Raw genomic sequence first — 23,218 nt, 5'->3', positions numbered from 1 at the left:
TATTTTTAGCGAACATATCACAAAGGAGTCAGCTGTGCTGGCTTTTTTCTTGCTTTGTTCCGTTTTTATATGTATACTGTATGTATACAAAATAAAGGAGAAACAAATGAATACTGTTAAAACTCGTAAGGTTGGGAACTCTGTCACTGTGACCATTCCCAAAACACTCAATGTTCCAGAAGGTCAGGAAATGTTTGTCTACAAGGGTGTAGATAATGTCATTGTCCTAGCTCCAAAAATTCCAGACCCATTTAGCGGCGATGCAGACCTACGCATGGAAGAGGACTTTGAGGGGGTGAAATTCCTTGACAGCGAAATATGATTACATTCCAGAAAAACAGGACATCATCTGGATTGACTTCGACCCGTCTGTTGGACGTGAGATTCAGAAACGCCGTCCTGCTATTGTCGTCTCGCGTAGAGAATATTCGGAGCGGACGGGATTTGTTGCTGTATGCCCTATTACACACGGTCAAAGCAGACTAGAAGAACAAGGCCTGCTCGTTCCTGTGCGTTCCAATAAGGTAGATGGCTCTGTCAATCCACTCCAACTCTATACTTTTGACTTTAGAGAGCGCAAGGCTCAAAAAATCACAACCATGGATACAACCAGTTTTCAGAAGGTTGTCCAACTCTACAACTTCATCTTCGAAGCCTAGTCCTTATGGATTGGGCTTTTTTAGTTCTTCTCTAATTCCTCAATCAACCAATCAAGGTTCTTACGTGCTTTCTTCAGGTCTTCCAGACCGTTTTTCTTTTGAAACCGTAGCATATACTTGATTGCGTTGCCCCAAAAGAAAGCAGACGCTCCGGAAAGGCTCCCAACGAAGTTATGCACAACATCGATAGCCTCAAGACCGTTTGCACCTTGGTAGTGGCTTGGTTTGTTTATATTGTCAATTATTTCTGGGTTCATTCCTTATCCTCCAAAAGTTCTGGGTTTTCGTAGATATTGCCAATGACTTCATAATTCTTGCGAATATCTTCATAGTCCATAGCTTGAAACCATTCATCATCATAACTAGAATTAAGGTGAAACCCGATATTTTTTATTTTATATCCAAAATCTTCCTCATAAATCCATTTACCAAATTTAACTACGCTGGGCATTCCACTATTCCTAGAAACCACATCCTCCTCGAAAATCTCCACCCCGTTCTTATCCTTGAGTCCTGTTGATTGCATGAGGATCAATTCTGACTTTTCGATAGGAATAAGAAGTTTGGAGTCCGATGTTGGTTTTTCCATGTTGCAAATCAAGCCGTTATCTGTGATAAAAAAATGTTCTACGAATTTCTTTTCTACGCTATCCCACACTCTAAATTTTGGTGTCATGCCAAATCCTCCTCCTTCACAAAGCTGCCATCAATCCAACGACCCTTGCGATCTTTGATTTCTTGGTATGCCAGTTCAAAACACTCTTCAAAATCATAACCTAGCGACTTGCTGATTGATTTTAGATGACCAATCAATAGAGTCAATGATTTTATACGTAAGGTCATAAGTTTCAGATGTTGTTCTGTTTGAATGTTGCTAATACATGTATTTGCGTACGCGAATGATGTCATAATATCGTTCTTTCTAACATTCTTCGACTCTTCAAAAATACTATCCAAATCCACTTTGCTCAACAATCCCAGACCGACAATCACGACTGCGCAATCTCCAATGCTATCCTTGGTCAGCTTCTCATTCTTCTTGAGATAGCCTGCGCACAACTCACCGAACTCTTCGCTAAGTTTTAATGACTGCTTGTCTAGTCGTCCACCGTTTTCTAAATCACGGTCAATAAACCATTGTTTGACTTTTTCTAGTGTGTTCATAGTAGTACCTCATCCCCTACTCTAATCTTCTCATACACGTCCTTAGTAACTACGAAAATGCCGTAGTCACGAATAGTAAGCGTATATAGCTTGCCGTGTCGTCCTTTCTCGACGACTTTACCGAAAATCTCAGCGCCTGCGTTATCTGCCTTGTAAATAACCATAGGCTTCTTCTTTTCTAGTTCTGCAATCCTGTCCATCTGCCAGATGTTTAGTCCAGCAGATAGCAGAATCCAAATTGAGATAAAACGTTTCAATCTGCGACCTCCTCCTTCACTTTCCGTCTCAATTCTTTATTCTTTTTCTTCAACAAATCGCGCTCCAGCGCTCTAATCCGTCTCTTGCGTGCATCGCACGGTTTCGAATACTCGATTATCTTCTCTTCATTTTGCTCAATTGTGCGTTTCAGTCCTTCGATTACTACCTGTTTATCGTAATTCATCGTCTAAAAATCTTTCAATAGCTTCTCTATAGGAGACTTCCACCATACCGTCTAAGTCGTTCAGGGCTTCAATATAGTCTGGACGCCCTTGCCCATACTGCTTTTTCAAAAACTCAACAAAGAGATGAATTTCCTGATAGGTTACTCCAATCATATTTCTATCCTCCTATCAAATCCCATCAACTATCCTCTGCAATATCTCGTGATATTCGTAAATCTCCAGCTCAATCCTATAATTCTTATTTCCGGACTTGCCACCGTGCATGAACTCAGTCGATACTATCACGTTGTAATTATCATCTGTCCAAATCTTAGCGTCCGTCAAACCATCAAACAAAGCCTTGCTTGTGGGCGACCAGTTCGGTGGGTCATACTTCCGATTTGTCGGAGGATATATCCGAACCTTAACCTTGCAAGGTTTGTCCTCGCTGTAAGGTAAGCCAAAGTAATCTCTCAGTACATTGTCGCCCTCATATGCAGCTAACTGCCGTAAAAACTTAGTGATTTTAGCCTTTTGATGAAAGTGCGGTCTATCATTTGAGTTAATCATCTGCTTTCTGTTTAACTCAAATTTAAGGATCAATCTCTCCTTCATTCAACCTCCCTAAACACCTAGCTTTTTCCACGCTTGCTATTGCAAGAATGTCATTAGCTAAATCAAAGACTGTGTACCAATCCAGAACTCCTAACAAGTCCTTGTGTTCCTTTAGTTCATCAACTAAGCTTTCCAGTCGTTCCAATGGGTTACTTTCATACCCCAACAGATACCCAACGCTTACCCCGAAGTAGTCAGCTAATTGCTTTGCTTTTTCTGGTTTAATTTGGCTTTCTCCGTTTTCCCAGCGTGATAGAGTCTTTTCTGATATGCTCATTTCTTTTGCTATTTCCTTTTGAGATAGCTTTTTTTCTTGTCTTAATTCTTTTAGTCTATTCATCAAAACACCTCATTCAGTTCCATAATCTCATCGCTGCCATACTTTCTACCAAAATCCCACGCCTGCCAAATTGTGAGCAAAGCAAGCGTGAGTGAAATTCTTTGCGCCATTCGTCCAAAGTCACATAAATGTCACTGACGCATTTTCTAGTTCGCAGTTTTACAAGAATGCACGGCTTGTTGGTTTTTGAGTTGTTTCCAAAATGGAAATAGTTGGTTTATTTAATCAGTTCATCCAATTCTGCCTGCGTCAACGGTTCAATTCGTTGATAACCTTGGACAGTGTAATTTTTTTTGTATTCAAATCCCAAATCCGCAAGGCTATTCTTGAAATAGTCTTTTTCTTCCGTGTCGGCGAAATATACTTCCAAGGTCATTTTTTGGGTATATCGTTTTAAGCCGTTTTCAGCCCCTCTGACGGCTTCTTGTTGTTTTTGGGATAATTGCCTACTGTCTAAGATTTCGCCCGTTTCTGGGTCAAATTTTGCGGTCTCCGTTGATTTTGGCGCTTTCTCTTGTTGCTGAGCTAAAACTTCCTCACGTTCTCGTTCAGCTCGCTCTTGAGCCAATCTAACTTCTTCTTTTTGCTTTTCAAAAGCGTAGTCTGCCTTGATTTGTTCCAACACTTCAACCGAAGTCATGTCTTTCAACATCCGAATATATGGCTGGTCTGTCATTCCGTACTCAGCGCATTGCCCTGAGATTGCTGAGATGGTTTTCTTGTATTCTTCTTGTTTCTGAAACTCAAATGTGACCATGTCATCAAGTGACTTCATAGTGGCTTTTTTAAGCATCACGCCGTCAGCCATGAAATCGCCAGCCTTGACATACTCAAGGGCCTTCTCGTCAAATAGACGAGGGTCAAGCATGTATTCTGACGCCTTATTTGTAATGTAACCCTTAACAGTATCCAGTCTGAGTGCTTTCTGGTGGTCTTCAAACTCTTTGACATCTTTCGCAATCTTTTTGATAACACCATCAAGCGGTTCAACCTGCTCTGTGATGTATTCGTTAAAATCATCAGCGGTTTTTGACAAAACCTTTTTGATTTTGATACGTTCATCAGATATCTGCTTGAACAGTTTTCTGAGATCAGCTAATACCTGCTTATCGTCCTTGATTGTCGAAGCAGTAACTGTGTAATTCTGGTACTTCGTTACCACCTCTTTAATATTTTGTTCAAACAACTCACGGTCTAAAATTTCAACCTGAGCTTGTGTTACACTTACTTGTAATTCTTGCATGTTAGTACTCCATTTCTTCTAAGAGTTCGCCTTGGACTGTCTTCTCAACTTGAGTAGGTTCAGGAACTGGGTGATTCGCCTCTTGTTCTTTATTGAATTGCTCAATCTGAGCCATCTTGCGTGTTACGACATCCTCTCGACTTTCTTGAGGTGTGACATCTTTGATACGGTCAAATGTTTCTCCGCCGTCATCCTCTGTGTACATATTGCCTAAATCCTCAGGGAAAGCCTCTCTAAGAGCATTTACCAGAGCCGTCTTTCTAATCATAGTAGCTGGCATAGAGTTCCAAGTGCTTTGTTTCTTGTCATATTCCTCACGGCTAACAAAGATCTCCACAGGTACCTTGAAATTTTTGCGGTACACTCTTGCCCATCCGCCTATCAATGTGTCTCCTGGGAGCATGATTGCCCCTTTGCGTTCGTGCATAACACCCTCGCTATCTGCCGCCACTACTCCAGCCTCAAAGCCTTCATAGTCTTTACATTGAGCGGCACGTTTCAAGAAAGCCTCTTTGGAGACAATTAAACTGAACTCTGTGCCTCCATTACGATTTTTGTAAGCCACAATGTAGACCTCGTTAGCAAATGGGTTAAGATTGCGACCTTTACATAAGGCTAGAGCCTGACCTATTTGTTTTTCAGTCAACAGGTTTTGTGGGTCAAAATACTTTTTGATGTCTGCCCCAGTCAATGAACTTGGGTCAATAGTAATATCACGTTTTGTCTGCGTTGCTAATTGATTATTTGTCATTTTCTTCTTCCTTTCGTCTTCTTCAAATTCCAATTTTCACGTTTTAAGTGTCTATTTTCGTTTTGCAATTTCAAAATAATATTTTGTTGCTCGTTGATGATTTCCCCGAGCTCTCGGCCAAGATGAATATATTCAGCTCGCCAATTATCGATTTCTTCGTGTAGCTCCTGAATCATACTTCATCCCCCACGTATCGATACTGCCCACAGCCAACATAGATGTACTGGCTTGGGTCAAGTTCCTCACGTTCTTCAGGCGGTTGCATTATATCTCTGTCGTAATCAAACATGAGCATACACCTTTCCAAGTTCCAGCACTCGTTTCACATATCTAGCCTTTGATGTTAGCCCAAGATCCAGCAATTCGTTTTTTTCTTCATGATTGGCCAAAAGCCATACACGGTTTTCAAGTTCAATTCTAGTCATTAGCGTCTCCTTTGCTCTACCCCAAATACTTTTCATAGCGTGATCTTCGTGGTTCTGGCAAGGCTAGAGGCTCAGGGCGCAATCCTTGAGGCGGTTCGTTGTCGTAGGTGAAGCCTTTGAACTCTCTGCGGATATTCTTGCGGATTTCTTGTCGCTGTGCCTCTCTACCACGTTCGTATGCTTGGTTGTAACCTTGGATAATCATAGACGCAAATTCTTGCTCTTCTCGTCTTTCTTCTTCCTTCTGGCGGATTTTCTCCTCTTCCTGCTTATCCATCTGATGAGCTAGAAGCCCTGCACCGATAAATCCTAAAATCACTGCACCAGTTCCTAAAAGCTGGCTAACTAATGGTGGTTCAAACATTATTCTTCCTCTTCATCATCTTCTTCTGCCATATTCTGCTTAATCGCCTCACTTGGGCTCATGCCATCCAATACATCCTTGATGACATGTGAGATGTCGTGGGTTACTTTCAATGGCTTTTCTAACTCATTAGGTAGCCCCAAAAGTTTTGTAGTTAGCAATCCAAGCGTAGATAATTTATGTAGCTTTTTTTGTAACTGTTCAATGCGTTCAATTTTTTCCTGTTGCGCTTTGATAATTTGGTCTTTGTTAATCATTGTTTTTCTCCTGTGGATAACTCAGTTATCCCTTTCTTTTATTTAGATTAGTAGTAGTTTGTTGTAAAGTTAGTAGTTATTATTCTGCTATCGTGTCATCTTAACGGTTTTAGACATTTCTTTCTTCCATGATTGACTGCCTCGATATTGCAGATAAGCATCAAAACCTTTGATTGTGACAAGCTGACCATCGTTTCTAAGGTATTTTTGTTGACTAGGTAATTTTTTCATCTCTCGCCTCATATCTCCCGCTTGTCGTTTTGAACATCCAAAGATGTGCTCTAGTTCTTCATCGTTTGCAGAAATCTTCTCGATGATCACGTCTTTAATTCTCACGATTTGAACTGTTTCCATTTTTGCTCCTTTCGTGGTATAATTTTCTTGAATAATTTTGTCATGCGCCTGATTGCCGTCAGGTGCTTTTTTGCTATCTCCTTTTCTGCTATAATGAAACCAGAAAGGAGGTAATATTATGACTGAAATTCACGCATGTCTTTGCGGAAATTGGGTGAACCTATCAGCCGACGACGATTGTGTAATGGGACCAAATATGGCTAGTCCTTACATTTGGTGGGAAGAAAATGCAGAACTCTACTCACCAATTTCTAAACCTGAAGCAAACTCGATGTACCATCAGGATTATATCTACATTCACTATCGTGGCGCTGACTATCGTATCCATCCAATGTTCATTCAAATCGTTTCTAGATAACTTTTTCTAGTCTGCTAGAAATGATTTCTAAATCTAAGTCGTCCAGTTTCAACTGGTCGGCTTTTTGATTTAAACGAGCTTCGATAGCTTGGTTAATTTCAAACCATTCTATTTTTGTAAATCGGCTCCTGAATTTTAGAAATTCCTTTACTGCTTCTTTCATACTGTCCTACTTTCCATTGCCCTGAGTTCTATCTCATGGCTGACTTGTCTAAATAGCTTCTCACATGCTATTTTTGCTTCTCTGTACGTTGTAGATTCGCTGATGAAGTAATCAGCAAGTTCAATGATTTTATCTTCCATTCAGACTCCTATATCAGTCTTGAGACTGATGTTTTTTTCTCCTCGATTGCTATAATCATCTTGACTAGGACCTCTCACCGTTTTAGTCAAAATTTCAATAGAAAGGAGGAGATAGTATGGCAAATACTCCAATAAAACCTGGAACAGATAATCAGAAACCTGGTCGCTATGTAGAGGTAGGACCTCGTGGCGGAAAAGTTACTAATGGTCATACCGCAACTATCGGAAAAGGTGATCGGCTCCCTCCGACATCTGCTAAAGGCAACGGTTGGAAAAAAGTCTAATCTTCGTTTGCGTACAATCGTTCAATGGTTGTACGCTTTTTCCATACACAAAAGCACATTCCCAAAAAATCAATTTGAATCCATGCTTCGGCGTAATCTTTCCCATTGCTGGCATAGTGAGTTATATAATGGTGAATCATTTTATTCCTTCCTCCTATTGAGTTACTTGAGAAGTATCATGAATGGCTTCATAGCTAAGACGCTTGAATTTTTCTAAGTCTATCTGAAAATTGATAGGCTTTTTTCTTTTCCCACTATACGGATATCGTCTTGGTCTCATTTCCTCACCTCCTAACTCGTATAAATCCCGCCATTTCTGGCAAAGGCTCGTAGTTCGTTCATCTTTCTTGTAAATTGGTAGTCGCTTGTAATCAACAACCGCTCTTTCAGCAAGCTAGACAATCCGTAATGTTTTTCTTCAAACTGTTCAATAATCTGCTGACGCTCTTTAATAGTCACTTGCTGACAAGGTGCGTCTAGACTCTGTGTCATTGCTAAATTTGAACGCATTGGTCTTCATGTTTCCTTTCGTTATTCTATCTACGAGGCTTTTCTCGTAAAGTTTCTCCAAGTGATTGCCCCCGTAGTTGGTTGTAATAATCGTGTTCGTCCTGTTTTCAAGTATCTGATACAGGACTTTTTGCATCCAGTTGTTCCCCTGCTTGATTTCATCGCCTACACTTGACTCTTTGCCAAGATCGTCCAAAATCAAGTAGTCCACTTTCTGCAAGAACTGGATAGTCCGTCTTTCTTCCCACTTGGAATCCTTGTATCTAAAAGCGTCTTTCATCCGTGAGAATAGTTCCATGGAGGGAATATAGACCACCGAGCGCTTCAACTGGAACTTCTGGAAACTCTCGTTCAGTGTCTTAGCAATTCCAATTGCTAGATGGCTCTTCCCAACTCCAGGCGGACCGCTGATAATCGTATTCCCTTCATATCGCTCTTTCACATAGTCAACCGTCACACGTTTAGCGAAATTGACCGCCTCAGCATCTTGGTCTGTGTGAATCTCAAAGCTGCCGATAGTCGCATTCTTCAAATCAGGCGGAATAATACTCTCCTTAGCAAACAAAGAGTAAGACCTTGTATTTCTAATTTGAGCCTCAGCTTGCGCCAGTTGCTCTCCTGCTTGACTGTGGATTTTCTCCTGTCCGCATTCAGGGCAATAAGTCAGCACATTCTGCGTGCAAGGGTTGACTGAGCGCCACATATAGACTCCCTCATGTTTGGGGCATTGGGTATTCAAGGTTTCAATCTGTAAAAATCTACCCTGCAATTCATCTCTTGATACTGCTCGCATAGCACCCTCCTAGAATCCCAGTCGTGGGTTGTAACCGTCGTCTGACAATCTTAACTCACTGCTTGGCTTCCCACTTGACCGCTTCGGTCTCTGTCTATTCTCTACCAACTCAGCAGTCACTAGACCTTTCTGTTTCCAGTCTCTCAAAATACTCTCAAGATACTTAAAGTAAGGTTTACCATTGCCCACACATTCCTTGATTGCTAACTTGATAACCTCTTTACTATGGTCTTGCAAGAAGTATTTCAAATCCTCAATCTCAAACGGTGTTGGGTATCTGCCAAACTCTGAAAAAATCCAATCGTGAACAATCCCCAAGTCATTTTCGGGTGCGTCCTCTATACTATATAGATTATTAGCACCAGCACCATCTGGTTCAGTAATTCTGTTTATGTAACTCTGATTAATGTAACTCTGATTAGAATCAAAGTTTTTTACTTCCGTAGGTAAAGAATTTTTACTTATGTAACTAGATAACCTATTTACATAAATCTTGTCGCTTTTGTTAAATTGCTTTTTTAATTCAATCAAGCCAAAATCAACTAATTCCTTTTTTCTCTTGATGATTGTAGGTTTTGATAACTGAACAAAATAATCTTTTTGTAGCTCTTCAATCGATAAATGAATATATGCTCCTTTTTCATCAATCCAGTTATTCTTCAAAGACAATTTAAGCCTATCTTTCATAATTGAATACAAAACTTTTGCTTCCATACTTAATTCTGAAAACGCTTTGTCTTTAATCAAAACAACTGGTATTTTTATGAAGTCAAGGAAATCTTCGATGTCGTCTTTTTGTATCACCATTCAACTAAATCACCTCCTATTTATAAAAATCCCCAGAAACTATACACTTGAAGTGTAGTTTTTCTCGAAAAAAATTTCATCCAGTGGAATATCAACTATACGACAGAAATCTATAGCTGTAGTTATTCTCATAGGTGTATCATATCTTTCATAATCCATGTATGTATTTCTAGAGATTCCTAATTTTTTAGCGATTTCCTCTTGAGTCATTCCTGTTTTTATTCTCGCCATTTTTAAGCTAATTTTTTGCACGCACTCACCCCCTTATCTTAATTCGTCTAAGCTGACTTCCAGTGCATCAGCGATTTTGCACATATTCGTCCACGACATCTCTTTCATCCTACCAGCCTTCAGATTTGAAAAATTAGATGGATGGACACCCGATTCCTTAGCTAAACGATACATCGACCAGCCTTTTATTTTTAATTGTTTTTTCAATTTTATCCCACATCAAAAAACACCATATGTTGTGCTTTTCAAGCACACTAAATCCTTTCTTATACAATATGTTGACAACCAAATGTGTTTGGGTTATAACATATCTTGACTAGGATCTCTCCCGTTTTAGTCAAAACTTCAGCAGAAAGGAGGTTCAAAAAATGAGTAAGCTTAGCCATAAGCCAAACCACGTTGTTAAGAAACTAACCTGGGAAAATCTCGATAATATTCTATTATCTTATTTTTCAGAGTCGACTACTGATAAACCTAGCGCAGTAATTCAGTTATCTGATTTTGAAATGTCTAAAGCTGAAATTATCGAAGAAGCAACTGCTCAAGGTTATCAAGTTATCGATAATTCTGATGGTTACTTAAAGTTTCTATAACGAATTTTAAAGATGATATATTTGTACGATTTACATCAATATCTCTTTTTAACTTAGCGATCTGTCTATCAGATTGCTTTTTTCTTTTCCCACTATACGGATATCGTCTTGGTCTCATTTTCTCACCCCCTTTCAAATGTGGTATAATCAAAATAAAACGATTGGAGAAAAAATATGTCATTTGATCTTTCTAAATTAAGCCTAGGCAGTCGCTTCGCAGGCAATTCAAAAGCATTTCAATGCCCTGTATGTTCAGGTTTCTCTTCCCATTTATGGACTTATAATCCTATTGATATCAATAGAGATTACAAAGAATCTATCAAATTTATTATAATTGCACAATGTCAGGCTTGTAATCAATTTTCTATTTGGATAACAAATGAAATCCAAATAACGTATGGCTCCAGGATAGTATTAAACACAAGCGATGCAACGTCGACATTAATTTTCCCAAATGTTGCCGAAGGAGTACCTAAACCTAATAATGATATGCCTGATGATGTGAAAGAAATCTATATTGAAGCTGGAGAAGTTCTAAATATATCGCCTAGAGCTTCTGCAGCTCTATCCCGTCTAGCTATTGAAAAGCTTGTTGCTCATTTAAACGCACAAGGTAAAGATTTAAATACCCAAATTGGAAGTCTTGTCTCTAAAGGAATGCCAATAGAAATCCAACAAATGCTAGACAGTGTTAGAGTAATAGGGAATAATGCTGTACATCCAGGTCAAATAGACATAAAAGATAACAAAGAGTTAGCTTTATCATTGTTAAGTTTTATCAACTTGATTGTAGATAATCGAATCACACAACCTAAAAAAATTCTAGACATATATAACCTATTACCTGATTCCTACCGAAATTCTATCGAAAGAAGAGATAATTAATCTTTCTCAAAGATTAATACATTTTCTTTGTCCCAATACTGAGTTACAACTCTAACCGGGTCATCTTCTGTCCCTTTCCCTCGTTTAAATGTAATTTTTATCAATTCAACAATTTCAACACTTTCCATTCCCTACTCCTTATCTTTTTTATCATATCGGTATTCCACTATCTTACGGATAGTGAAAGATACAATCACAAATCCTGCTAGGATTATCAATCCAACATTTTCATCCATTGCTTTTCACAGCAAATGATGGTACACTATCTAGTAGAGGTTGGGGCTTCTGCCCCTTTCTCTACTTTTTCTTAAGCTCTTTGTCTTTGAGCTTGTAAGCTAAGTACTGCTTATGCCAAAGACGAGCTTCGTTTACTAAGCCTAGTACCAAGATGACGGTTGTGGTGTCCTTGGTTGCTAGGCTTTTTATGATGTGTTCCATCATTCGCCTTACCTCCTGTTTTATTTTGCTCTTGGAGCAACAACCTGCCAAGGATTTGAACCTTGGTGATACCAATCAGGCTACATTCATTTTATCAAGCATTCCTGCAAATGCTGCATCAAAACGAATGTCATCGATTTCCTCTTGAGTGAAACCAGCATCAAGAAGGTAACGCTCTTGGCGTTCAATCTCCTCTGCTAACTCTGTCCATCCAAAAGCGAATTGACGGCAGTTAGTACAGAATGTTTCAAGTTGGCTGTAGAGGAAGTTTTCCTCGTAAGTACCTTGGATTAAAGTTTCCTTAGCTACTGCTTTAAAGATGTTGATTGCTTTCTCGTTTAATGTGTTCATGGTGTTTCCCTCCGGTTTGTTTTTGTTATTTCCTTAAGCTTGATTATATTATACTACACTTCAAGTGTAGTTGCAAGTGTTTTTTGCCTTTTTGTTAAAAAAATTTTACTTTTTTACACTTTAAGTGTACAATAGGGGTATAAAACAAAGGAAAGAAAGGAGTTAGCGAATGGATTCATTGGCTCAAAATATAAAGTACTATCGTAAACTATCTGGACTTACTCAAAAGGAATTGGCTAAGAAACTGTCAGTGGCTCCTACTGCTATATCGGCGTGGGAAGTTGGTAGAAACCAGCCTCTAATGAATAATATAGAGCAGATGTCTGCTATTTTTGGTATCAAAAAATCCCTGCTACTCGGTGAAGATTTTTCAAGTCATGTTGATAAAGCCACTTCCCCAATCCAAACCATCTACGACGAACTAAAACCTCCAAGACAAGCCAAAGTCCTGAATTATGCAAAGAGGCAACTGAAAGAGCAGAAAAACGAAGAAGAAACGAAGGTAAACGAAGTATCGGAAGTTATCATCTTGTACCAAGTTGAGGTTGTATCTGAGACGGCAGCAGCTTCTGGATTTAACTATGGATTTGGGTACGACGATACAGACAGAGAGATTATAGAGGTCGACGAGCAACCACCACATCACGATATTGCGACTAAGGTCAGCGGAGACTCCATGCAGCCTGACTACCAAGACGGAGATATTCTCTATTTAGTAGACAAAGGACTGACCACCTACAACGGAGACCTAGCAGTTATCGCATACGGAGACCGTTCTTACTTTAAGAAGATCTATACCGAAAACGGACGCTTACGCCTCGTATCACTCAATGACAAGTACGAAGACATCACCCTAGACTTCCCACCAGCCGAAGACACACACATCAAGATTTATGCAGTTATCGGGGTGTATAGAGAGGAATAAAAAAATTATTTTTTTAAAAATATTAAAAAAACAGTTGACTTTTTAAAAAAAATCATTTAGAATGAATTCATTAGAGAAAAAGCGTCGGGATCTCTACGGGGACCGATACGGGAAAACTCCTTCATTCTAAATTAGAATGGGGGAGTTTTTTTGAAGCCGTTTAAAACAATCGAGGAACAAATCGCAACACTAAAAATCAGAGGGTTATCCATTACAGATGAGTCTAAAGCAGCTAAGTACCTGCTAAGTAACAATTACTACAATATTATCAATGGATACAGTAAGTTTTTTCAACACCCTGGTACTGACACTTATATTGACGGCGTCACATTTGACGAAGTTTCAAGTCTCTATACATTTGACAAAGATGTAAAACGAGCCATTTTGCAAGCTATTCTTGAAGCTGAACACCATATCAAGTCAATCACTGCTCACAGATTCGCCGAAGCCTACCCCAGTCAAAAATACGCTTATTTAAACACCAATTCTTATGCAGATAATAAAATATTAGACGTGGGATTTATTGTATCAAAACTATCCAAAATCATAAACACAAACAAGCGATACAGAGGAAATTCCATTCACCACTACGCACATACTCATTCAGATGTCCCAATCTGGGTACTAACTGATTATCTAGAGTTTGGAGATTTACGCACGATTATTGAAAACCTGCCGAACTCACTCCAAAATGAAATCGCACGGGATTTAGTAAGTTTTATAAGCACAAACATACCTGACTTTAACGATGTTTTCCCACCAGAAACCTTGATATCTTTTCTAAAAAATATTAACGAGGTACGAAACAAATGCGCTCACAATAATCGCTTATTAAACTTCAGATGCCGTTCTAATAGTACGTTTTGGGAAACGATTCATAACGAAGAGATCTTGATGGGAGATGACAGTAGAAAAACTGTATATTCAACAATTATTAGCCTTCAATGCTTTATTAGTAAAGCAGAATTCAACATTTTATGGAATACTCTTAGAAAGAAAGTTATCAAACTAGAGAAAAAGCTGCCTTCTATAGACATCAATGTAATCAACCAGTCTTTAGGTTTTCCTAATGATTGGCACCGTAATGAACCAAGAGTATAAATTAAAACCAACTGTTTCCAAAATGGAAATAGTTGCGTAAACCGGAAATAAAGGAGAATACCAATGAAAAAACTACTCACTACGTCAGCTATCTTGCTTACTGCTACTGTTCTAGTAGCCTGCTCTAACAATCAATCAACTACCAAAGATAGCTCGGAGCAACCAAAGCGAACGACAAATCTGCTTCTAAAAAGGCTACTAGCTTAGACGATTTTAAAAAAGCGCTAGAAAGCAATGGCTTCACTATCAAAGAAGAAATCTCAAAAGAAGCTAGTCTTATTCAAGCCGAATCAGGGAAAGGGTTCATCTTAGAAGATGATACTGCTGTAGAGGTTTACGAATATTACGATAAAAACCCAATGTTTAAAGAAGCTAAGAAAGAAAAAGAGTTAATCGGACACCCTGCTTATATCTACGGAAATTATGTTGTTTTAGTGCTTAATGCTACAGACTCAAAAGATAAGATTTTAGAGAGCTTCAAAGGATTTGAGTAGATTATTGACAGTATTTATAAATTGAACTATAATTAAGTTACTTAGAGGTTTACCCTCATATTTTTAAACTTTGAGCCTTTGCGCTCCAGGGAAGTAGCTTAATTGTTACTTCCCTTTTTGAGTTATAAATACTTGAAATAAACAAAAACACCCCCATATTCGCCAATAGCAACCTCATCCCATAGGTCTATTGTGCAAAATTGATATTTTTTGAAAATTATATTACAATACAGCTATCAGGAGTTTAGCTCCATAAAGTTTAGGTTTGGATTTTAGATCCATAACGTGATGGTAGCCGTATTTGATACGACTACTTTTCTTTTCATATTCTAGTAAACATAAGTCGTTAAAATAAGTTGACGTTTGACAGAAATTAAAAAAAGAAATACACTAAGAATGTAAAAAAGCCTTGTTCGTCAAGGATAAAATCGTCTGGTGTACTTCTAAGAGGTACACCTTATTTTATTATCTGACGAGCTGCCAACTGTTTCCATTTTGGAAACAACTCAAAAAAATCCCCACACTCGCAAAGTTTGGCGACTCTGAGTGTGAGGATATCCAGTATAGTAAAAGGCATTAAAAGCCCTCTTTACTATACCCATTTTATCAAAAAAGTGAGGTAAATACAATGTGGATGGAAGAACTTCCCAACGGAAAATACAAATTTTTTGAGCGATATAAAGATCCATATACTGAGAAATTAAAAAAAGTTTCAGTCACGATGGAGAAGAAAACTCCCCAGGCAAGAAATCAAGCTGCTATCTTACTGCAGGAAAAGATAAATAAAAAACTCAGCACAAAACAAGTAGAAAGCATTACATTTGAAGAAATCTATAACCTTTTCTATAAATCATGGGCGCAAACAGTAAAGGAATCAACAAAACATAATTGTAAATCAGTTGATAAGAAGATGAAGGAAATCATACCATCCGATACCATACTTGCTAATCTTGACAGGCGTTTTCTTCAAGAGGCTATTGAAAAAATTATTGAAAGCAACGGATATATTACAGCTAAAAAAGTACGGCATAGGCTCAGAGGTATCTTTAATTACGCTGTTCAATACTCTTACATTGAAAACAACGAGGTCGATTATACTACGATTCCTCAAAAACCAAAGACTTTAGAAGAACTGGAAAAAAAGCGTAACAACTTTCTCACCATGCAAGAAATAAAAGCACTTGTCGATGTCCTTAATCGTCGAGAATATCACCAAAAGTACGCTGATATGGTTCTTGTGCTGGCATTAACTGGTATGAGATATGGTGAGTTAACTGCCTTACAACTGAAGAATATAGACTTCGAAAACAACAAAATTGAGATCACAGGTAATTTTGATTCAGTAAACAAAATCAAGACGCTACCAAAGACTACAAATTCAATACGGACAATCAAAGTATCAGAGAGTGTCATAGAAGCTATTCAAAGACAAATAGTACGACTTAGCGAACGTTTCCAGCCATTGTCAAGCGATGATTATATTTTCTGTTTTGAAAAATGGAATCAACCTACAACAATAGCTTGCTTCATACAGATATTAAAAAAATATGGAAAACAGGCTAAAATAGAAAAAAACTTATCTAGTCATATTTTTAGGCATTCTCATATTTCGTTTTTAGCAGAGTCTGGCCTCCCAATAAAATCAATAATGGATCGAGTTGGACACTCAAATGCAAAGATGACTTTGGAAATCTATTCTCATACTACTGAGGATATGGAGGATAAACTGGTCAATAAATTAGATACTATTTTTTAATTCTGCCCCTTTTTTGCCCCTTTTTGATTTCACAACACAACAAAACCCCTTGAAGATATTGATAATTCAAGGGGTTGCTTTATATCGTTATAATTCATCGGCTATCTTATTGATTTTTCTGAGTCTGTGATTGACACCACTTTTTGTAAGGGGATTGCTGAGGCTATCTGCCAACTGTTGGATAGAGTAGTCTGGGTGCTGAATACGCAACTGCGCTACTTCCTGCAAATCCACTGGCAGATTTTCTAAGCCCATGATATCTTTGATTTTACTGATATTATTGATAGTCTTCATGCTGGCAGAAACTGTCCGAGCGATATTAGCTGTCTCGGCATTATTGGCCCGATTGAGGTCGTTACGGGTTTCTCGCAAAATCTTAACCCGCTCAAAATCATCACGCGCCTGCATGGCTCCGATGACTATCAAGAAGTCCATAATGTCTTCGGCACGCTGGAGATAGGTCACAGCTCCCTTCTTGCGCTCAAGCACCTTGGCATCCAGTAAAAATTGCTGGAGAAGTGAGGCAATCCCTTGCGCGTGGTCCAGATAAACAGAACTGATTTCCAACTGGTACTTACCTGATTCAGGGTCACGAATACTTCCATTTGCCAAGAAAGCACCACAAAGATAAGCACGACCTGCTTCCTCATCCGATAAAATCGCCTCATCAATACCTGTTTCCAGGTCAAAGAAAGAGTCTGCCAAGTGCAAATCACTTAACAAATCCTGCACCTTTTCATCTGTAAAAACGGTATAGACGCGATTCTTGCGAAGATTGCTCCTCTGGTGGTGACGAATTTCCGATTTGATTTCATAGAAATGGAGAAAGGACTCATAGAGGTGACGGGCCAGTTTGGCATTTTCTGTCACAACTGACAAAGTCAAGCCCGAAGTCGAGAGACCGATGCTACCAGACATTTTGATAATGGCAGATAATTCATACCGGCTCAGATGGTGTTGACCTAGGATTTCTTCTTTTACTGCTACTGTGAAACTCATTTTCTCACCTGTATAATCCGCATCAACTCATCCACAATCAAATCTCCATCGTGGAAGGCACCGCCATTTTCCAGACGAAGGAAGTTGGATGAAATCACGCGCGGAACTTGCTTACAAAGACCAGCAAAATCATGTTCCACCTGGACCAAGTATTCATCAAAGCGATTGGAATTCATGTATTCTTGAGGCACTTTTTCGATATTCACCAAGACCGTATCGATAAAAGGTCGGCTAAGGTGACGATGCAAGACTTCCACGTGATCACTATCTGTAAAGTGTTCTGTCTCCCCACGTTGGGTCATAATATTGCAGACATAGGCGATTTCTGCCTTGGTTTCCAAAAGCGCCTGCCCGATTTCCTTAATCACGATATTGGGCAAAATAGAGGTAAAGAGAGAACCAGGTCCGAGGACAATCATGTCACTTTCAAGAATGGTCTGGACTACTCGACGGCTGGCCAGAGGCGTATCATCGTTGAGGGTATTGGTCACATAGACATGGTCAATCATGCCTGGATGGTCTGCAATATGACTCTCTCCAGCCACTTCTGTCCCATCCTGAAAGACTGCATGCAAGGTCAAAGGATGGTCACTGGAAGGATAAATCTTCCCAGTTGTATGGAAAAATTTGCTCAATAACTGCATGGCATTATAGGTCGAACCCTGCATCTCTGACAGACCTGCAATAATGAGATTGCCCAATGGATGGCCAGCAAAGGCTCCGGCATCCTCGGAAAAGCGATACTGAAAGACTTTCTCATAAAACTTAGGCATATCCGACATGGCCACAAGGACATTACGAAGATCACCTGGCGGTGTCAATTGCTGCATATTTTTTCGGAGTTCACCTGATGAACCACCATCATCCGCCACCGTTACGATAGCAGCGATTTCCACATCTTTTTCACGCAGACTTTTAAGAATGACGGGGATCCCAGTACCTCCACCAATCACCGTTATCTTTGGTTTTCTCATGAACGGTTTACCGTTTCCTTTCTCCGGTCTTTGTCGCGATGCCCTTCATTAACAGGCCAATTCTTGGATAAGTCCTGCGCCAAGCGTTTAGCAAAGGCCACACTACGGTGTTGTCCACCTGTACAACCCATGGCAATGGTCAAAACAGACTTCCCTTCCTTTTGGTAACTTGGCAAAATCGGCTCAATCAAGGCCAATAAATGCTGATAAAAATCTTCTGACTCAGGATGATTCATGACATAGTCATAAACAGGTTCATCCACACCCGTTTGGTTTCTCAGCTCTGGAAGGTAATATGGATTTGGCAAAAAGCGCACATCAAAAACCAAGTCTGCATCAATTGGGATTCCATATTTAAAGCCGAAAGACATGACTTCGATACGGAAAGACTGGGCTTGTTCTTGATCTGAAAACTGCTCTGCAATGGTTTTACGTAGCTCACGAGGAGTGAGTTCAGTTGTATCCACCACATTTTGGCTCATATTTTTCAAAGGTGCCAAGAGTTCACGTTCCAGCTTGATTCCATCCAAAATCCGTCCATCTGCAGCTAATGGGTGACTCCTTCTGGTTTCCTTGTAACGGGCTACCAATTCCTTATCTGCTGCGTCCAAAAAGAGAATTTTAAAGTCCAGTTCTTCCTTGTTTTCCAACTCATCCAAAACAGTTTGAATCTCCGAGAAGAAAGAACGGCTACGCATATCCACTACCAAGGCCAACTTGGGATCGTCTTCCTTAGTTTCCACCAACTGCAAAAACTTAGGCAAGAGAGCTGGCGGCATATTATCAATAGTAAAATAACCTAAATCCTCGAAAGACTGAATAGCAACTGTTTTTCCTGCACCACTCATTCCTGTCACAATCACCAAGTGAAGTTGTTTCTTTGTCATCTTTTTCTCCTTATATCAAAAGAAGTTTGGCAGAACCAAACTTCAACTAGCTTATCCAATCTCTGCGATGACTTCGATTTCGACTTTTACATCACGAGGAAGACGAGCTACCTCTACTGCTGAACGAGCTGGAAATTCCTCTGTAAAGGCCGTTTGGTAAACCTCGTTAAAAGGAACAAAATCGTTCATATCGCTCAAGAAGCAAGTTGTTTTGACAACATGGTCAAAGTCTGTTCCTGCTTCTGCCAAAATAGCACCGATGTTTTTCAAGACTTGTTCTGTCTGTTCTTGGATTGTTTCTCCAACGATTTCCCCAGTTTCAGGAGAGAGGGGAACTTGACCGCTAGCAAACAAAAGGTTGCCAACGATTTTTCCTTGAACATAAGGCCCGATAGCCTTTGGAGCTTTGTCTGTATGAATTGTTTTTGCCATTTTCTTTTCCTCACAATTTTTCTAAGATTGCATCCCAAGCCTCATCCATCCCTGACTTACTGACAGATGAAAAGAGGATAAAGTCGTCACTTGGGTCAAAGTTTAATTTCTTTTTGATTGCTGATTCATGCTTGTTCCATTTACCACGAGGAATCTTGTCCGCCTTGGTCGCAACGATGATAACCGGAATCTCATAATACTTGAGAAATTCGTACATCTGCACATCATCTGCTGACGGGTCATGACGAAGGTCAACTAGACTGACCACTGCACGAAGATTTTCCCGAGTCGTTAGGTACTCCTCAATCATGCGCCCCCACTTTTCACGTTCCTTTTTAGAAACACGGGCATAGCCATAACCAGGCACATCCACAAAGCGCATCTTGTCGTCAATGTTAAAGAAATTAAGAAGCTGGGTTTTACCAGGTTTACCTGATGTTCGGGCTAGATTTTTACGGTTCAGCATGGTATTGATAAAGCTAGACTTGCCAACATTTGAACGCCCTGCAAGAGCAATCTCTGGCAGTTCATCCTGCGGATAGTGGGACTTATTAGCCGCACTGAGCAAGATTTCAGCATTATGTGTATTAAGTTCCATAGTCACCTCTAGGCTGTTTCTAGGATTGGTTTATCTGTTCCATCGACAGCTTCTTTAGTGATGCGGACCAATTTCACATTTTCCTGACTCGGTACTTCAAACATGACATCTAGCATGGTTTCTTCGATAATCGAGCGAAGACCACGCGCACCAGTTTTGCGTTCGATGGCCTTATTTGCAATCTCTTGGAGGGCTTCGTCGTCAAATTCCAACTCAACATCATCATAAGAAAGCAAGGTTTGATATTGTTTGACCAAGGCATTTCTTGGTTCTTTCAAGATGCGAACCAAGTCATCGACCGTCAATTGCTCAAGAGCAGCAAAGACTGGCAAGCGTCCAATCAACTCAGGGATAATACCAAATTTTTGAATATCTTCTGCGATGATTTCTTGCATGTAAGAGCTATTTTCATCAATCGCCTTGTTATTTTGACCAAATCCGATAACTTTTTCTCCAAGACGTTGTTTAACAATTTCTTCAATACCATCAAAGGCACCACCAACAATGAAGAGGATATTCTTGGTATCTACTTGAATCATCTCTTGTTGCGGATGTTTGCGTCCACCTTGAGGTGGCACGCTAGCAACGGTTCCCTCGATAATCTTGAGAAGAGCTTGTTGCACCCCTTCACCAGAAACATCACGTGTGATAGAAACGTTCTCGCTTTTCTTGGCAATCTTGTCAATTTCATCCACGTAGATAATGCCACGCTCTGCACGTTCAATGTTAAAGTCAGCAGCCTGCAAGAGTTTGAGGAGGATATTTTCCACGTCCTCACCCACATAACCAGCCTCCGTCAGTGCTGTCGCATCTGCAATCGCAAAAGGCACATTCAAGCTCTTAGCCAAGGTCTGGGCAAGGAAAGTTTTCCCTGAACCAGTTGGACCAATCATCAAGATGTTTGACTTCTGCAAATCCACATCTTCTGACTCTTCACGCGTATCGTGAAAATTGATGCGTTTGTAGTGGTTGTAAACCGCCACTGCCAAGGCACGCTTGGCACGATCTTGACCGATTACATAGTGGTTCAAGATATGGAGGAGTTCGATTGGTTTTGGAACTTCAGACAAGTCTGCCAAGACTTCTTCCGCCAACTCCTCTCGAATGATTTCCTGAGCCAACTCCACACATTCATTACAGATAAAGGCATTGTTCCCTGCGATTATTTTTTGTACTTCTTCTTGGCTTTTGCCACAAAATGAGCAATAAACCATCATATCATTATTCCTATTTGTAGGCATGATTTCCTTCCGTTCTATTCTATACTGTCATTCTATCTAAAATAAGGTCATGTAAAAGGCATGGACACTATTTACCAAGTTGGTAAAGGCATTTAACCAGAGCAGGACAGAAAGTCCATAACGCTTTTTACGAAAAGCCTGTGCTCCTGCAAGCAAGCAGACCAAACACAGCATGGCTGTGAAAAAACCAAATATACTACGTTCCATTAGACTTCCTTTCTCTTGCGGTATTGGATAGTAAAATCATAAGGATTTTTCTCATCTTTGGCGTAAAATTTGCTTGAAACTATTTCAAAAATAGACAAGTCAAACTCTTCAGGAAAATAGGTATCTCCCTCTACCCGAGCATGAATGTGAGTTACAATCACTTCGTCAAGGTAAGGTTCAAAAGCCTGAAAAATTTGCTTTCCACCGAGAATATAAAGATTCTTATCTTGAGCCTGATACCAGTCGAGAACAGACTGGACGTCCTGAAAAGTAGCAACCCCATCTATCTTTTCTTCCGAATTACGCGTCAAAATCAGGGTTTCCCGTTTTGGAAGCAGGCGACGCCCCATTCCATCAAAGGTTACCCGCCCCATCAAGATAGCATGATTCAGAGTTGTTTCTTTGAAGTGTTGCAGTTCTGCTGGCAAATGCCAAGGTAGGCGATTGTCCTTCCCAATCACACCCTCTTCATCCTGAGCCCAAATAGCTACGATTTTCTTAGTCATGCTTCCATCCTTTTTACTGATAGTACTATTTTATCAAAAAACTCAAAAAAAGACTGGTTTGGAATAGCTTACAAAATAGAAAAAATCTGTAAGAAATTTCCTACAGATTTATCTATGTTGCCTTGTTTCTTACAAACCAGGTGCTTGTCCAAGTTCTGCTGCAAGCATCCAGATTGTTTTATCCGTTTCATTTTTAGCGTCTGAGAAGATACCATTTGTCACATCATCACCTTCTTCATCAGTAACATCCAAACCTTTTTGGAAAAGTTCTGACAAGTAACGGTAGATAACAAGGACACGTTCCAAACTTTCTTCAACATTGCGGTATTCACCAGCTTCTTCTTCGATTTCACTGTTTTGAAGGAATTCTGTCAATGTAGAGAATGGGCTTCCACCGAGTGTAATCAAGCGTTCGCTGATCTCATCTAATTGACCGTCAAGATCTTCCATGTACTCATCCATTTTTGGATGCCACACAAGGAAACCACTACCACGCATATACCAGTGCACTTGGTGTAAAGCCACATAGGCTACGTACAAGTCAGCAACAGCTTGATTCAAGACTTCCTTTGTTTTTGCTAATGCTACTGGCGCTGCTTTTGTTAATGTTGCGACATCTTTTGCTGCTTCTTTTTTCAATTCTACCATTTTATTTTACCTCATTCATTATTTTTATGTAAGCACTTCTTAATGATTACTACCTTAGTATACTACTAAGGAAAGACAATAGCAAGCCAAATGACCCACATGAGAAAAGTTGCAATAGACTGATAATTTAAGAATTCTTTAGAAGACGAAAAAGAGGTCTGGATGCTTATAGTCAATGGAAATCCATCAGCAAACTAGGAAACTAAACCCAGTTTAGCCAAAGCATAAGTTTTGAGGTCGCAGGTAGAACTGACCACGTTGATGTGGTTTGAAGAAATTCCCCAAGGCCAAATTTCAAGTTCA

43 protein-coding genes and 1 pseudogene are annotated in these 23,218 nt (G+C 39.6%); 11 read left to right on the top strand and 33 right to left on the bottom strand.

Annotated elements, in window-relative coordinates; translation table 11 throughout:
- Positions 1-106: 106 nt before the first annotated feature.
- Positions 107-322, top strand: a complete 216-nt coding sequence (locus tag HT701_RS03355; RefSeq protein ID WP_119919689.1) for an AbrB family transcriptional regulator — start codon at positions 107-109, stop codon at positions 320-322.
- A complete protein-coding gene (locus HT701_RS03350; RefSeq protein WP_000125658.1) occupies positions 306-659 on the top strand; it encodes a type II toxin-antitoxin system PemK/MazF family toxin in 354 nt (117 codons plus the stop codon). Before HT701_RS03355 ends, HT701_RS03350 begins: the two co-directional genes overlap by 17 nt.
- Before the next feature lie 20 nt (positions 660-679).
- Here HT701_RS03350 and HT701_RS03345 read toward each other — a convergent pair whose 3' ends face one another.
- From HT701_RS03345 to HT701_RS03280, 14 genes and pseudogenes are all read right to left on the bottom strand, one after another.
- Positions 680-916 (bottom strand): DUF3310 domain-containing protein, encoded by a 237-nt coding sequence (locus HT701_RS03345; RefSeq protein ID WP_001067625.1) that lies wholly within the window; start codon positions 914-916, stop codon positions 680-682.
- Positions 913-1,335 carry a YopX family protein gene (locus HT701_RS03340; RefSeq protein ID WP_000187974.1) on the bottom strand — a complete coding sequence of 141 codons (423 nt, stop codon included), beginning with the start codon at positions 1,333-1,335 and terminating at the stop codon, positions 913-915. The genes HT701_RS03345 and HT701_RS03340 overlap by 4 nt, the downstream gene beginning before the upstream one ends.
- A complete protein-coding gene (locus HT701_RS03335; protein WP_001093849.1) occupies positions 1,332-1,823 on the bottom strand; it encodes a MazG-like family protein in 492 nt (163 codons plus the stop codon). The genes HT701_RS03340 and HT701_RS03335 overlap by 4 nt, the downstream gene beginning before the upstream one ends.
- Positions 1,820-2,080, bottom strand: coding sequence for a DUF1372 family protein (locus HT701_RS03330; RefSeq protein WP_119919687.1), 261 nt, complete (start codon positions 2,078-2,080; stop codon positions 1,820-1,822). Before HT701_RS03330 ends, HT701_RS03335 begins: the two co-directional genes overlap by 4 nt.
- A gap of 171 nt (positions 2,081-2,251) precedes the next feature.
- Positions 2,252-2,419: a hypothetical protein gene (locus HT701_RS03325; protein ID WP_000580654.1), complete on the bottom strand. Its 168-nt coding sequence runs from the start codon at positions 2,417-2,419 to the stop codon at positions 2,252-2,254.
- Positions 2,420-2,434: 15 nt separating this feature from the next.
- On the bottom strand, positions 2,435-2,860 hold the full coding sequence (locus HT701_RS03320; RefSeq protein WP_119919685.1) for a hypothetical protein: 426 nt from the start codon (positions 2,858-2,860) through the stop codon (positions 2,435-2,437).
- 157 nt (positions 2,861-3,017) lie between these two features.
- Positions 3,018-3,200 (bottom strand): annotated as a pseudogene (locus tag HT701_RS11410) (helix-turn-helix transcriptional regulator); the annotation flags it as partial.
- Positions 3,201-3,417: 217 nt separating this feature from the next.
- Complete coding sequence (locus tag HT701_RS03310) at positions 3,418-4,443, bottom strand: DUF1351 domain-containing protein (RefSeq protein WP_172931220.1); 1,026 nt, start codon at positions 4,441-4,443, stop codon at positions 3,418-3,420.
- 1 nt (position 4,444) lies between these two features.
- On the bottom strand, positions 4,445-5,194 hold the full coding sequence (gene bet, locus HT701_RS03305) for a phage recombination protein Bet (protein ID WP_050222896.1): 750 nt from the start codon (positions 5,192-5,194) through the stop codon (positions 4,445-4,447).
- The gene (locus HT701_RS03300) at positions 5,191-5,370 is read right to left on the bottom strand and encodes a hypothetical protein (RefSeq protein ID WP_050971346.1); all 180 of its coding nucleotides are present in this window, start codon (positions 5,368-5,370) and stop codon (positions 5,191-5,193) included. Before HT701_RS03300 ends, bet begins: the two co-directional genes overlap by 4 nt.
- Before the next feature lie 105 nt (positions 5,371-5,475).
- The gene (locus HT701_RS03295) at positions 5,476-5,619 is read right to left on the bottom strand and encodes a hypothetical protein (protein ID WP_000196747.1); all 144 of its coding nucleotides are present in this window, start codon (positions 5,617-5,619) and stop codon (positions 5,476-5,478) included.
- A 16-nt stretch (positions 5,620-5,635) separates the two neighbouring features.
- Positions 5,636-5,983 carry a hypothetical protein gene (locus HT701_RS03290; RefSeq protein ID WP_000462836.1) on the bottom strand — a complete coding sequence of 116 codons (348 nt, stop codon included), beginning with the start codon at positions 5,981-5,983 and terminating at the stop codon, positions 5,636-5,638.
- The gene (locus HT701_RS03285) at positions 5,983-6,240 is read right to left on the bottom strand and encodes a hypothetical protein (RefSeq protein WP_000608473.1); all 258 of its coding nucleotides are present in this window, start codon (positions 6,238-6,240) and stop codon (positions 5,983-5,985) included. The genes HT701_RS03290 and HT701_RS03285 overlap by 1 nt, the downstream gene beginning before the upstream one ends.
- An 87-nt stretch (positions 6,241-6,327) precedes the next feature.
- A complete protein-coding gene (locus HT701_RS03280; protein WP_000450963.1) occupies positions 6,328-6,594 on the bottom strand; it encodes a hypothetical protein in 267 nt (88 codons plus the stop codon).
- A 196-nt stretch (positions 6,595-6,790) separates the two neighbouring features.
- Between HT701_RS03280 and HT701_RS03275 the strand changes: the two genes are divergently transcribed.
- Complete coding sequence (locus HT701_RS03275) at positions 6,791-6,952, top strand: hypothetical protein (protein WP_237701456.1); 162 nt, start codon at positions 6,791-6,793, stop codon at positions 6,950-6,952.
- Here HT701_RS03275 and HT701_RS03270 read toward each other — a convergent pair.
- Positions 6,945-7,115 carry a hypothetical protein gene (locus HT701_RS03270; RefSeq protein WP_000656630.1) on the bottom strand — a complete coding sequence of 57 codons (171 nt, stop codon included), beginning with the start codon at positions 7,113-7,115 and terminating at the stop codon, positions 6,945-6,947. The two genes, HT701_RS03275 and HT701_RS03270, sit on opposite strands and share 8 nt — an antisense overlap.
- Entirely contained in the window at positions 7,112-7,255 is a 144-nt protein-coding gene (locus tag HT701_RS03265; RefSeq protein ID WP_165852417.1) for a hypothetical protein, read from the bottom strand. The genes HT701_RS03270 and HT701_RS03265 overlap by 4 nt, the downstream gene beginning before the upstream one ends.
- A 116-nt stretch (positions 7,256-7,371) precedes the next feature.
- Here HT701_RS03265 and HT701_RS03260 point away from each other — a divergent pair, with 116 nt between their 5' ends.
- Positions 7,372-7,539, top strand: coding sequence for a YjzC family protein (locus HT701_RS03260; RefSeq protein WP_000024181.1), 168 nt, complete (start codon positions 7,372-7,374; stop codon positions 7,537-7,539).
- A gap of 291 nt (positions 7,540-7,830) precedes the next feature.
- On the opposite strand, the gene HT701_RS03255 is transcribed toward HT701_RS03260, so the two are convergent.
- From HT701_RS03255 to HT701_RS03235, 5 genes are read right to left on the bottom strand one after another with little or no spacing between them, the layout of a single operon-like run.
- Positions 7,831-7,998, bottom strand: a complete 168-nt coding sequence (locus tag HT701_RS03255) for a hypothetical protein (RefSeq protein WP_000152772.1) — start codon at positions 7,996-7,998, stop codon at positions 7,831-7,833.
- Positions 7,988-8,842: an ATP-binding protein gene (locus tag HT701_RS03250; RefSeq protein WP_001203053.1), complete on the bottom strand. Its 855-nt coding sequence runs from the start codon at positions 8,840-8,842 to the stop codon at positions 7,988-7,990. The genes HT701_RS03255 and HT701_RS03250 overlap by 11 nt, the downstream gene beginning before the upstream one ends.
- A 9-nt stretch (positions 8,843-8,851) precedes the next feature.
- A complete protein-coding gene (locus tag HT701_RS03245) occupies positions 8,852-9,649 on the bottom strand; it encodes a replication initiator protein A (protein WP_172926138.1) in 798 nt (265 codons plus the stop codon).
- A 39-nt stretch (positions 9,650-9,688) separates the two neighbouring features.
- Positions 9,689-9,901 (bottom strand): helix-turn-helix transcriptional regulator, encoded by a 213-nt coding sequence (locus tag HT701_RS03240; RefSeq protein ID WP_001169630.1) that lies wholly within the window; start codon positions 9,899-9,901, stop codon positions 9,689-9,691.
- Positions 9,902-9,913: 12 nt separating this feature from the next.
- Complete coding sequence (locus HT701_RS03235; protein WP_240152354.1) at positions 9,914-10,087, bottom strand: helix-turn-helix transcriptional regulator; 174 nt, start codon at positions 10,085-10,087, stop codon at positions 9,914-9,916.
- 161 nt (positions 10,088-10,248) lie between these two features.
- On the opposite strand from HT701_RS03235, the gene HT701_RS03230 reads away from it, so the two are divergent.
- Positions 10,249-10,473 carry a hypothetical protein gene (locus HT701_RS03230; protein ID WP_000040990.1) on the top strand — a complete coding sequence of 75 codons (225 nt, stop codon included), beginning with the start codon at positions 10,249-10,251 and terminating at the stop codon, positions 10,471-10,473.
- A gap of 174 nt (positions 10,474-10,647) precedes the next feature.
- Positions 10,648-11,358, top strand: a complete 711-nt coding sequence (locus HT701_RS03225; RefSeq protein WP_000006951.1) for a DUF4145 domain-containing protein — start codon at positions 10,648-10,650, stop codon at positions 11,356-11,358.
- On the opposite strand, the gene HT701_RS11740 is transcribed toward HT701_RS03225, so the two are convergent.
- The 3 genes from HT701_RS11740 to HT701_RS03215 form a co-directional block, all read right to left on the bottom strand.
- Positions 11,355-11,486: a hypothetical protein gene (locus HT701_RS11740; protein WP_000446473.1), complete on the bottom strand. Its 132-nt coding sequence runs from the start codon at positions 11,484-11,486 to the stop codon at positions 11,355-11,357. The genes HT701_RS03225 and HT701_RS11740 overlap by 4 nt on opposite strands.
- A 169-nt stretch (positions 11,487-11,655) precedes the next feature.
- Positions 11,656-11,799, bottom strand: coding sequence for a hypothetical protein (locus HT701_RS03220; protein ID WP_000969964.1), 144 nt, complete (start codon positions 11,797-11,799; stop codon positions 11,656-11,658).
- A 72-nt stretch (positions 11,800-11,871) separates the two neighbouring features.
- Complete coding sequence (locus tag HT701_RS03215; RefSeq protein ID WP_001094379.1) at positions 11,872-12,147, bottom strand: hypothetical protein; 276 nt, start codon at positions 12,145-12,147, stop codon at positions 11,872-11,874.
- Positions 12,148-12,316: 169 nt separating this feature from the next.
- Between HT701_RS03215 and HT701_RS03210 the strand changes: the two genes are divergently transcribed.
- From HT701_RS03210 to HT701_RS03195, 5 genes are all read left to right on the top strand, one after another.
- Positions 12,317-13,072: a S24 family peptidase gene (locus tag HT701_RS03210; protein WP_119919681.1), complete on the top strand. Its 756-nt coding sequence runs from the start codon at positions 12,317-12,319 to the stop codon at positions 13,070-13,072.
- 150 nt (positions 13,073-13,222) lie between these two features.
- Positions 13,223-14,173, top strand: a complete 951-nt coding sequence (locus HT701_RS03205) for an Abi family protein (RefSeq protein ID WP_023937584.1) — start codon at positions 13,223-13,225, stop codon at positions 14,171-14,173.
- Between the two features lie 63 nt (positions 14,174-14,236).
- Positions 14,237-14,380: a hypothetical protein gene (locus HT701_RS03200; RefSeq protein WP_165852416.1), complete on the top strand. Its 144-nt coding sequence runs from the start codon at positions 14,237-14,239 to the stop codon at positions 14,378-14,380.
- Positions 14,381-14,532: 152 nt separating this feature from the next.
- The gene (locus tag HT701_RS11735; RefSeq protein WP_259390920.1) at positions 14,533-14,667 is read left to right on the top strand and encodes a hypothetical protein; all 135 of its coding nucleotides are present in this window, start codon (positions 14,533-14,535) and stop codon (positions 14,665-14,667) included.
- A 628-nt stretch (positions 14,668-15,295) separates the two neighbouring features.
- Positions 15,296-16,423 (top strand): site-specific integrase, encoded by a 1,128-nt coding sequence (locus tag HT701_RS03195; protein WP_119919680.1) that lies wholly within the window; start codon positions 15,296-15,298, stop codon positions 16,421-16,423.
- Positions 16,424-16,510: 87 nt separating this feature from the next.
- On the opposite strand, the gene whiA is transcribed toward HT701_RS03195, so the two are convergent.
- The 9 genes from whiA to HT701_RS03150 form a co-directional block, all read right to left on the bottom strand.
- Positions 16,511-17,422: a DNA-binding protein WhiA gene (whiA, locus tag HT701_RS03190; protein ID WP_000011298.1), complete on the bottom strand. Its 912-nt coding sequence runs from the start codon at positions 17,420-17,422 to the stop codon at positions 16,511-16,513.
- Positions 17,419-18,396, bottom strand: coding sequence for a YvcK family protein (locus tag HT701_RS03185; protein WP_100104579.1), 978 nt, complete (start codon positions 18,394-18,396; stop codon positions 17,419-17,421). The genes whiA and HT701_RS03185 overlap by 4 nt, the downstream gene beginning before the upstream one ends.
- Positions 18,393-19,283: an RNase adapter RapZ gene (gene rapZ, locus HT701_RS03180; protein ID WP_023937468.1), complete on the bottom strand. Its 891-nt coding sequence runs from the start codon at positions 19,281-19,283 to the stop codon at positions 18,393-18,395. The genes HT701_RS03185 and rapZ overlap by 4 nt, the downstream gene beginning before the upstream one ends.
- 51 nt (positions 19,284-19,334) lie before the next feature.
- Entirely contained in the window at positions 19,335-19,715 is a 381-nt protein-coding gene (locus HT701_RS03175) for a RidA family protein (RefSeq protein ID WP_061457585.1), read from the bottom strand.
- A gap of 10 nt (positions 19,716-19,725) precedes the next feature.
- Positions 19,726-20,313, bottom strand: a complete 588-nt coding sequence (gene yihA, locus HT701_RS03170; protein ID WP_172931219.1) for a ribosome biogenesis GTP-binding protein YihA/YsxC — start codon at positions 20,311-20,313, stop codon at positions 19,726-19,728.
- An 8-nt stretch (positions 20,314-20,321) separates the two neighbouring features.
- The gene (gene clpX, locus HT701_RS03165; protein WP_012972566.1) at positions 20,322-21,554 is read right to left on the bottom strand and encodes an ATP-dependent Clp protease ATP-binding subunit ClpX; all 1,233 of its coding nucleotides are present in this window, start codon (positions 21,552-21,554) and stop codon (positions 20,322-20,324) included.
- Between the two features lie 36 nt (positions 21,555-21,590).
- Entirely contained in the window at positions 21,591-21,761 is a 171-nt protein-coding gene (locus HT701_RS03160; protein WP_000442261.1) for a hypothetical protein, read from the bottom strand.
- Complete coding sequence (locus HT701_RS03155; RefSeq protein WP_172931218.1) at positions 21,761-22,267, bottom strand: dihydrofolate reductase; 507 nt, start codon at positions 22,265-22,267, stop codon at positions 21,761-21,763. Before HT701_RS03155 ends, HT701_RS03160 begins: the two co-directional genes overlap by 1 nt.
- 129 nt (positions 22,268-22,396) lie before the next feature.
- Complete coding sequence (locus HT701_RS03150) at positions 22,397-22,915, bottom strand: Dps family protein (protein ID WP_172931217.1); 519 nt, start codon at positions 22,913-22,915, stop codon at positions 22,397-22,399.
- Between the last annotated feature and the right edge of the window lie 303 nt (positions 22,916-23,218).

The sequence above is a fragment of the Streptococcus sp. 10824 genome, assembly GCF_013276595.1.
Taxonomy (GTDB): domain Bacteria; phylum Bacillota; class Bacilli; order Lactobacillales; family Streptococcaceae; genus Streptococcus; species Streptococcus pseudopneumoniae.
The sequence above is the reverse complement of the archived record's forward strand: the minus strand, read 5'-3'. Positions and strand labels throughout refer to the sequence as shown.

Coding starts and splice junctions, on each gene's coding strand:
- clpX (WP_012972566.1), bottom strand. CDS start 21,554: ATGCCTACAAATAGGAATAATGATATGATGGTTTATTGCTCATTTTGT.
- HT701_RS03345 (WP_001067625.1), bottom strand. CDS start 916: ATGAACCCAGAAATAATTGACAATATAAACAAACCAAGCCACTACCAA.
- HT701_RS11740 (WP_000446473.1), bottom strand. CDS start 11,486: ATGGAAAGTGTTGAAATTGTTGAATTGATAAAAATTACATTTAAACGA.
- HT701_RS03155 (WP_172931218.1), bottom strand. CDS start 22,267: ATGACTAAGAAAATCGTAGCTATTTGGGCTCAGGATGAAGAGGGTGTG.
- HT701_RS03325 (WP_000580654.1), bottom strand. CDS start 2,419: ATGATTGGAGTAACCTATCAGGAAATTCATCTCTTTGTTGAGTTTTTG.
- HT701_RS03200 (WP_165852416.1), top strand. CDS start 14,237: ATGAAAAAACTACTCACTACGTCAGCTATCTTGCTTACTGCTACTGTT.
- HT701_RS03285 (WP_000608473.1), bottom strand. CDS start 6,240: ATGATTAACAAAGACCAAATTATCAAAGCGCAACAGGAAAAAATTGAA.
- HT701_RS03185 (WP_100104579.1), bottom strand. CDS start 18,396: ATGAGAAAACCAAAGATAACGGTGATTGGTGGAGGTACTGGGATCCCC.
- HT701_RS03295 (WP_000196747.1), bottom strand. CDS start 5,619: ATGACTAGAATTGAACTTGAAAACCGTGTATGGCTTTTGGCCAATCAT.
- HT701_RS03220 (WP_000969964.1), bottom strand. CDS start 11,799: ATGATGGAACACATCATAAAAAGCCTAGCAACCAAGGACACCACAACC.
- HT701_RS03290 (WP_000462836.1), bottom strand. CDS start 5,983: ATGTTTGAACCACCATTAGTTAGCCAGCTTTTAGGAACTGGTGCAGTG.
- HT701_RS03230 (WP_000040990.1), top strand. CDS start 10,249: ATGAGTAAGCTTAGCCATAAGCCAAACCACGTTGTTAAGAAACTAACC.
- HT701_RS03210 (WP_119919681.1), top strand. CDS start 12,317: ATGGATTCATTGGCTCAAAATATAAAGTACTATCGTAAACTATCTGGA.
- HT701_RS03150 (WP_172931217.1), bottom strand. CDS start 22,915: ATGGTAGAATTGAAAAAAGAAGCAGCAAAAGATGTCGCAACATTAACA.
- bet (WP_050222896.1), bottom strand. CDS start 5,194: ATGACAAATAATCAATTAGCAACGCAGACAAAACGTGATATTACTATT.
- rapZ (WP_023937468.1), bottom strand. CDS start 19,283: ATGACAAAGAAACAACTTCACTTGGTGATTGTGACAGGAATGAGTGGT.
- HT701_RS03355 (WP_119919689.1), top strand. CDS start 107: ATGAATACTGTTAAAACTCGTAAGGTTGGGAACTCTGTCACTGTGACC.
- HT701_RS03340 (WP_000187974.1), bottom strand. CDS start 1,335: ATGACACCAAAATTTAGAGTGTGGGATAGCGTAGAAAAGAAATTCGTA.
- HT701_RS03280 (WP_000450963.1), bottom strand. CDS start 6,594: ATGGAAACAGTTCAAATCGTGAGAATTAAAGACGTGATCATCGAGAAG.
- HT701_RS03260 (WP_000024181.1), top strand. CDS start 7,372: ATGGCAAATACTCCAATAAAACCTGGAACAGATAATCAGAAACCTGGT.
- HT701_RS03320 (WP_119919685.1), bottom strand. CDS start 2,860: ATGAAGGAGAGATTGATCCTTAAATTTGAGTTAAACAGAAAGCAGATG.
- HT701_RS03215 (WP_001094379.1), bottom strand. CDS start 12,147: ATGAACACATTAAACGAGAAAGCAATCAACATCTTTAAAGCAGTAGCT.
- HT701_RS03265 (WP_165852417.1), bottom strand. CDS start 7,255: ATGGAAGATAAAATCATTGAACTTGCTGATTACTTCATCAGCGAATCT.
- HT701_RS11735 (WP_259390920.1), top strand. CDS start 14,533: ATGTTTAAAGAAGCTAAGAAAGAAAAAGAGTTAATCGGACACCCTGCT.
- HT701_RS03300 (WP_050971346.1), bottom strand. CDS start 5,370: ATGATTCAGGAGCTACACGAAGAAATCGATAATTGGCGAGCTGAATAT.
- HT701_RS03225 (WP_000006951.1), top strand. CDS start 10,648: ATGTCATTTGATCTTTCTAAATTAAGCCTAGGCAGTCGCTTCGCAGGC.
- whiA (WP_000011298.1), bottom strand. CDS start 17,422: ATGAGTTTCACAGTAGCAGTAAAAGAAGAAATCCTAGGTCAACACCAT.
- HT701_RS03160 (WP_000442261.1), bottom strand. CDS start 21,761: ATGGAACGTAGTATATTTGGTTTTTTCACAGCCATGCTGTGTTTGGTC.
- HT701_RS03250 (WP_001203053.1), bottom strand. CDS start 8,842: ATGCGAGCAGTATCAAGAGATGAATTGCAGGGTAGATTTTTACAGATT.
- HT701_RS03335 (WP_001093849.1), bottom strand. CDS start 1,823: ATGAACACACTAGAAAAAGTCAAACAATGGTTTATTGACCGTGATTTA.
- yihA (WP_172931219.1), bottom strand. CDS start 20,313: ATGGAACTTAATACACATAATGCTGAAATCTTGCTCAGTGCGGCTAAT.
- HT701_RS03270 (WP_000656630.1), bottom strand. CDS start 7,115: ATGAAAGAAGCAGTAAAGGAATTTCTAAAATTCAGGAGCCGATTTACA.
- HT701_RS03310 (WP_172931220.1), bottom strand. CDS start 4,443: ATGCAAGAATTACAAGTAAGTGTAACACAAGCTCAGGTTGAAATTTTA.
- HT701_RS03175 (WP_061457585.1), bottom strand. CDS start 19,715: ATGGCAAAAACAATTCATACAGACAAAGCTCCAAAGGCTATCGGGCCT.
- HT701_RS03275 (WP_237701456.1), top strand. CDS start 6,791: ATGGCTAGTCCTTACATTTGGTGGGAAGAAAATGCAGAACTCTACTCA.
- HT701_RS03245 (WP_172926138.1), bottom strand. CDS start 9,649: ATGGTGATACAAAAAGACGACATCGAAGATTTCCTTGACTTCATAAAA.
- HT701_RS03195 (WP_119919680.1), top strand. CDS start 15,296: ATGTGGATGGAAGAACTTCCCAACGGAAAATACAAATTTTTTGAGCGA.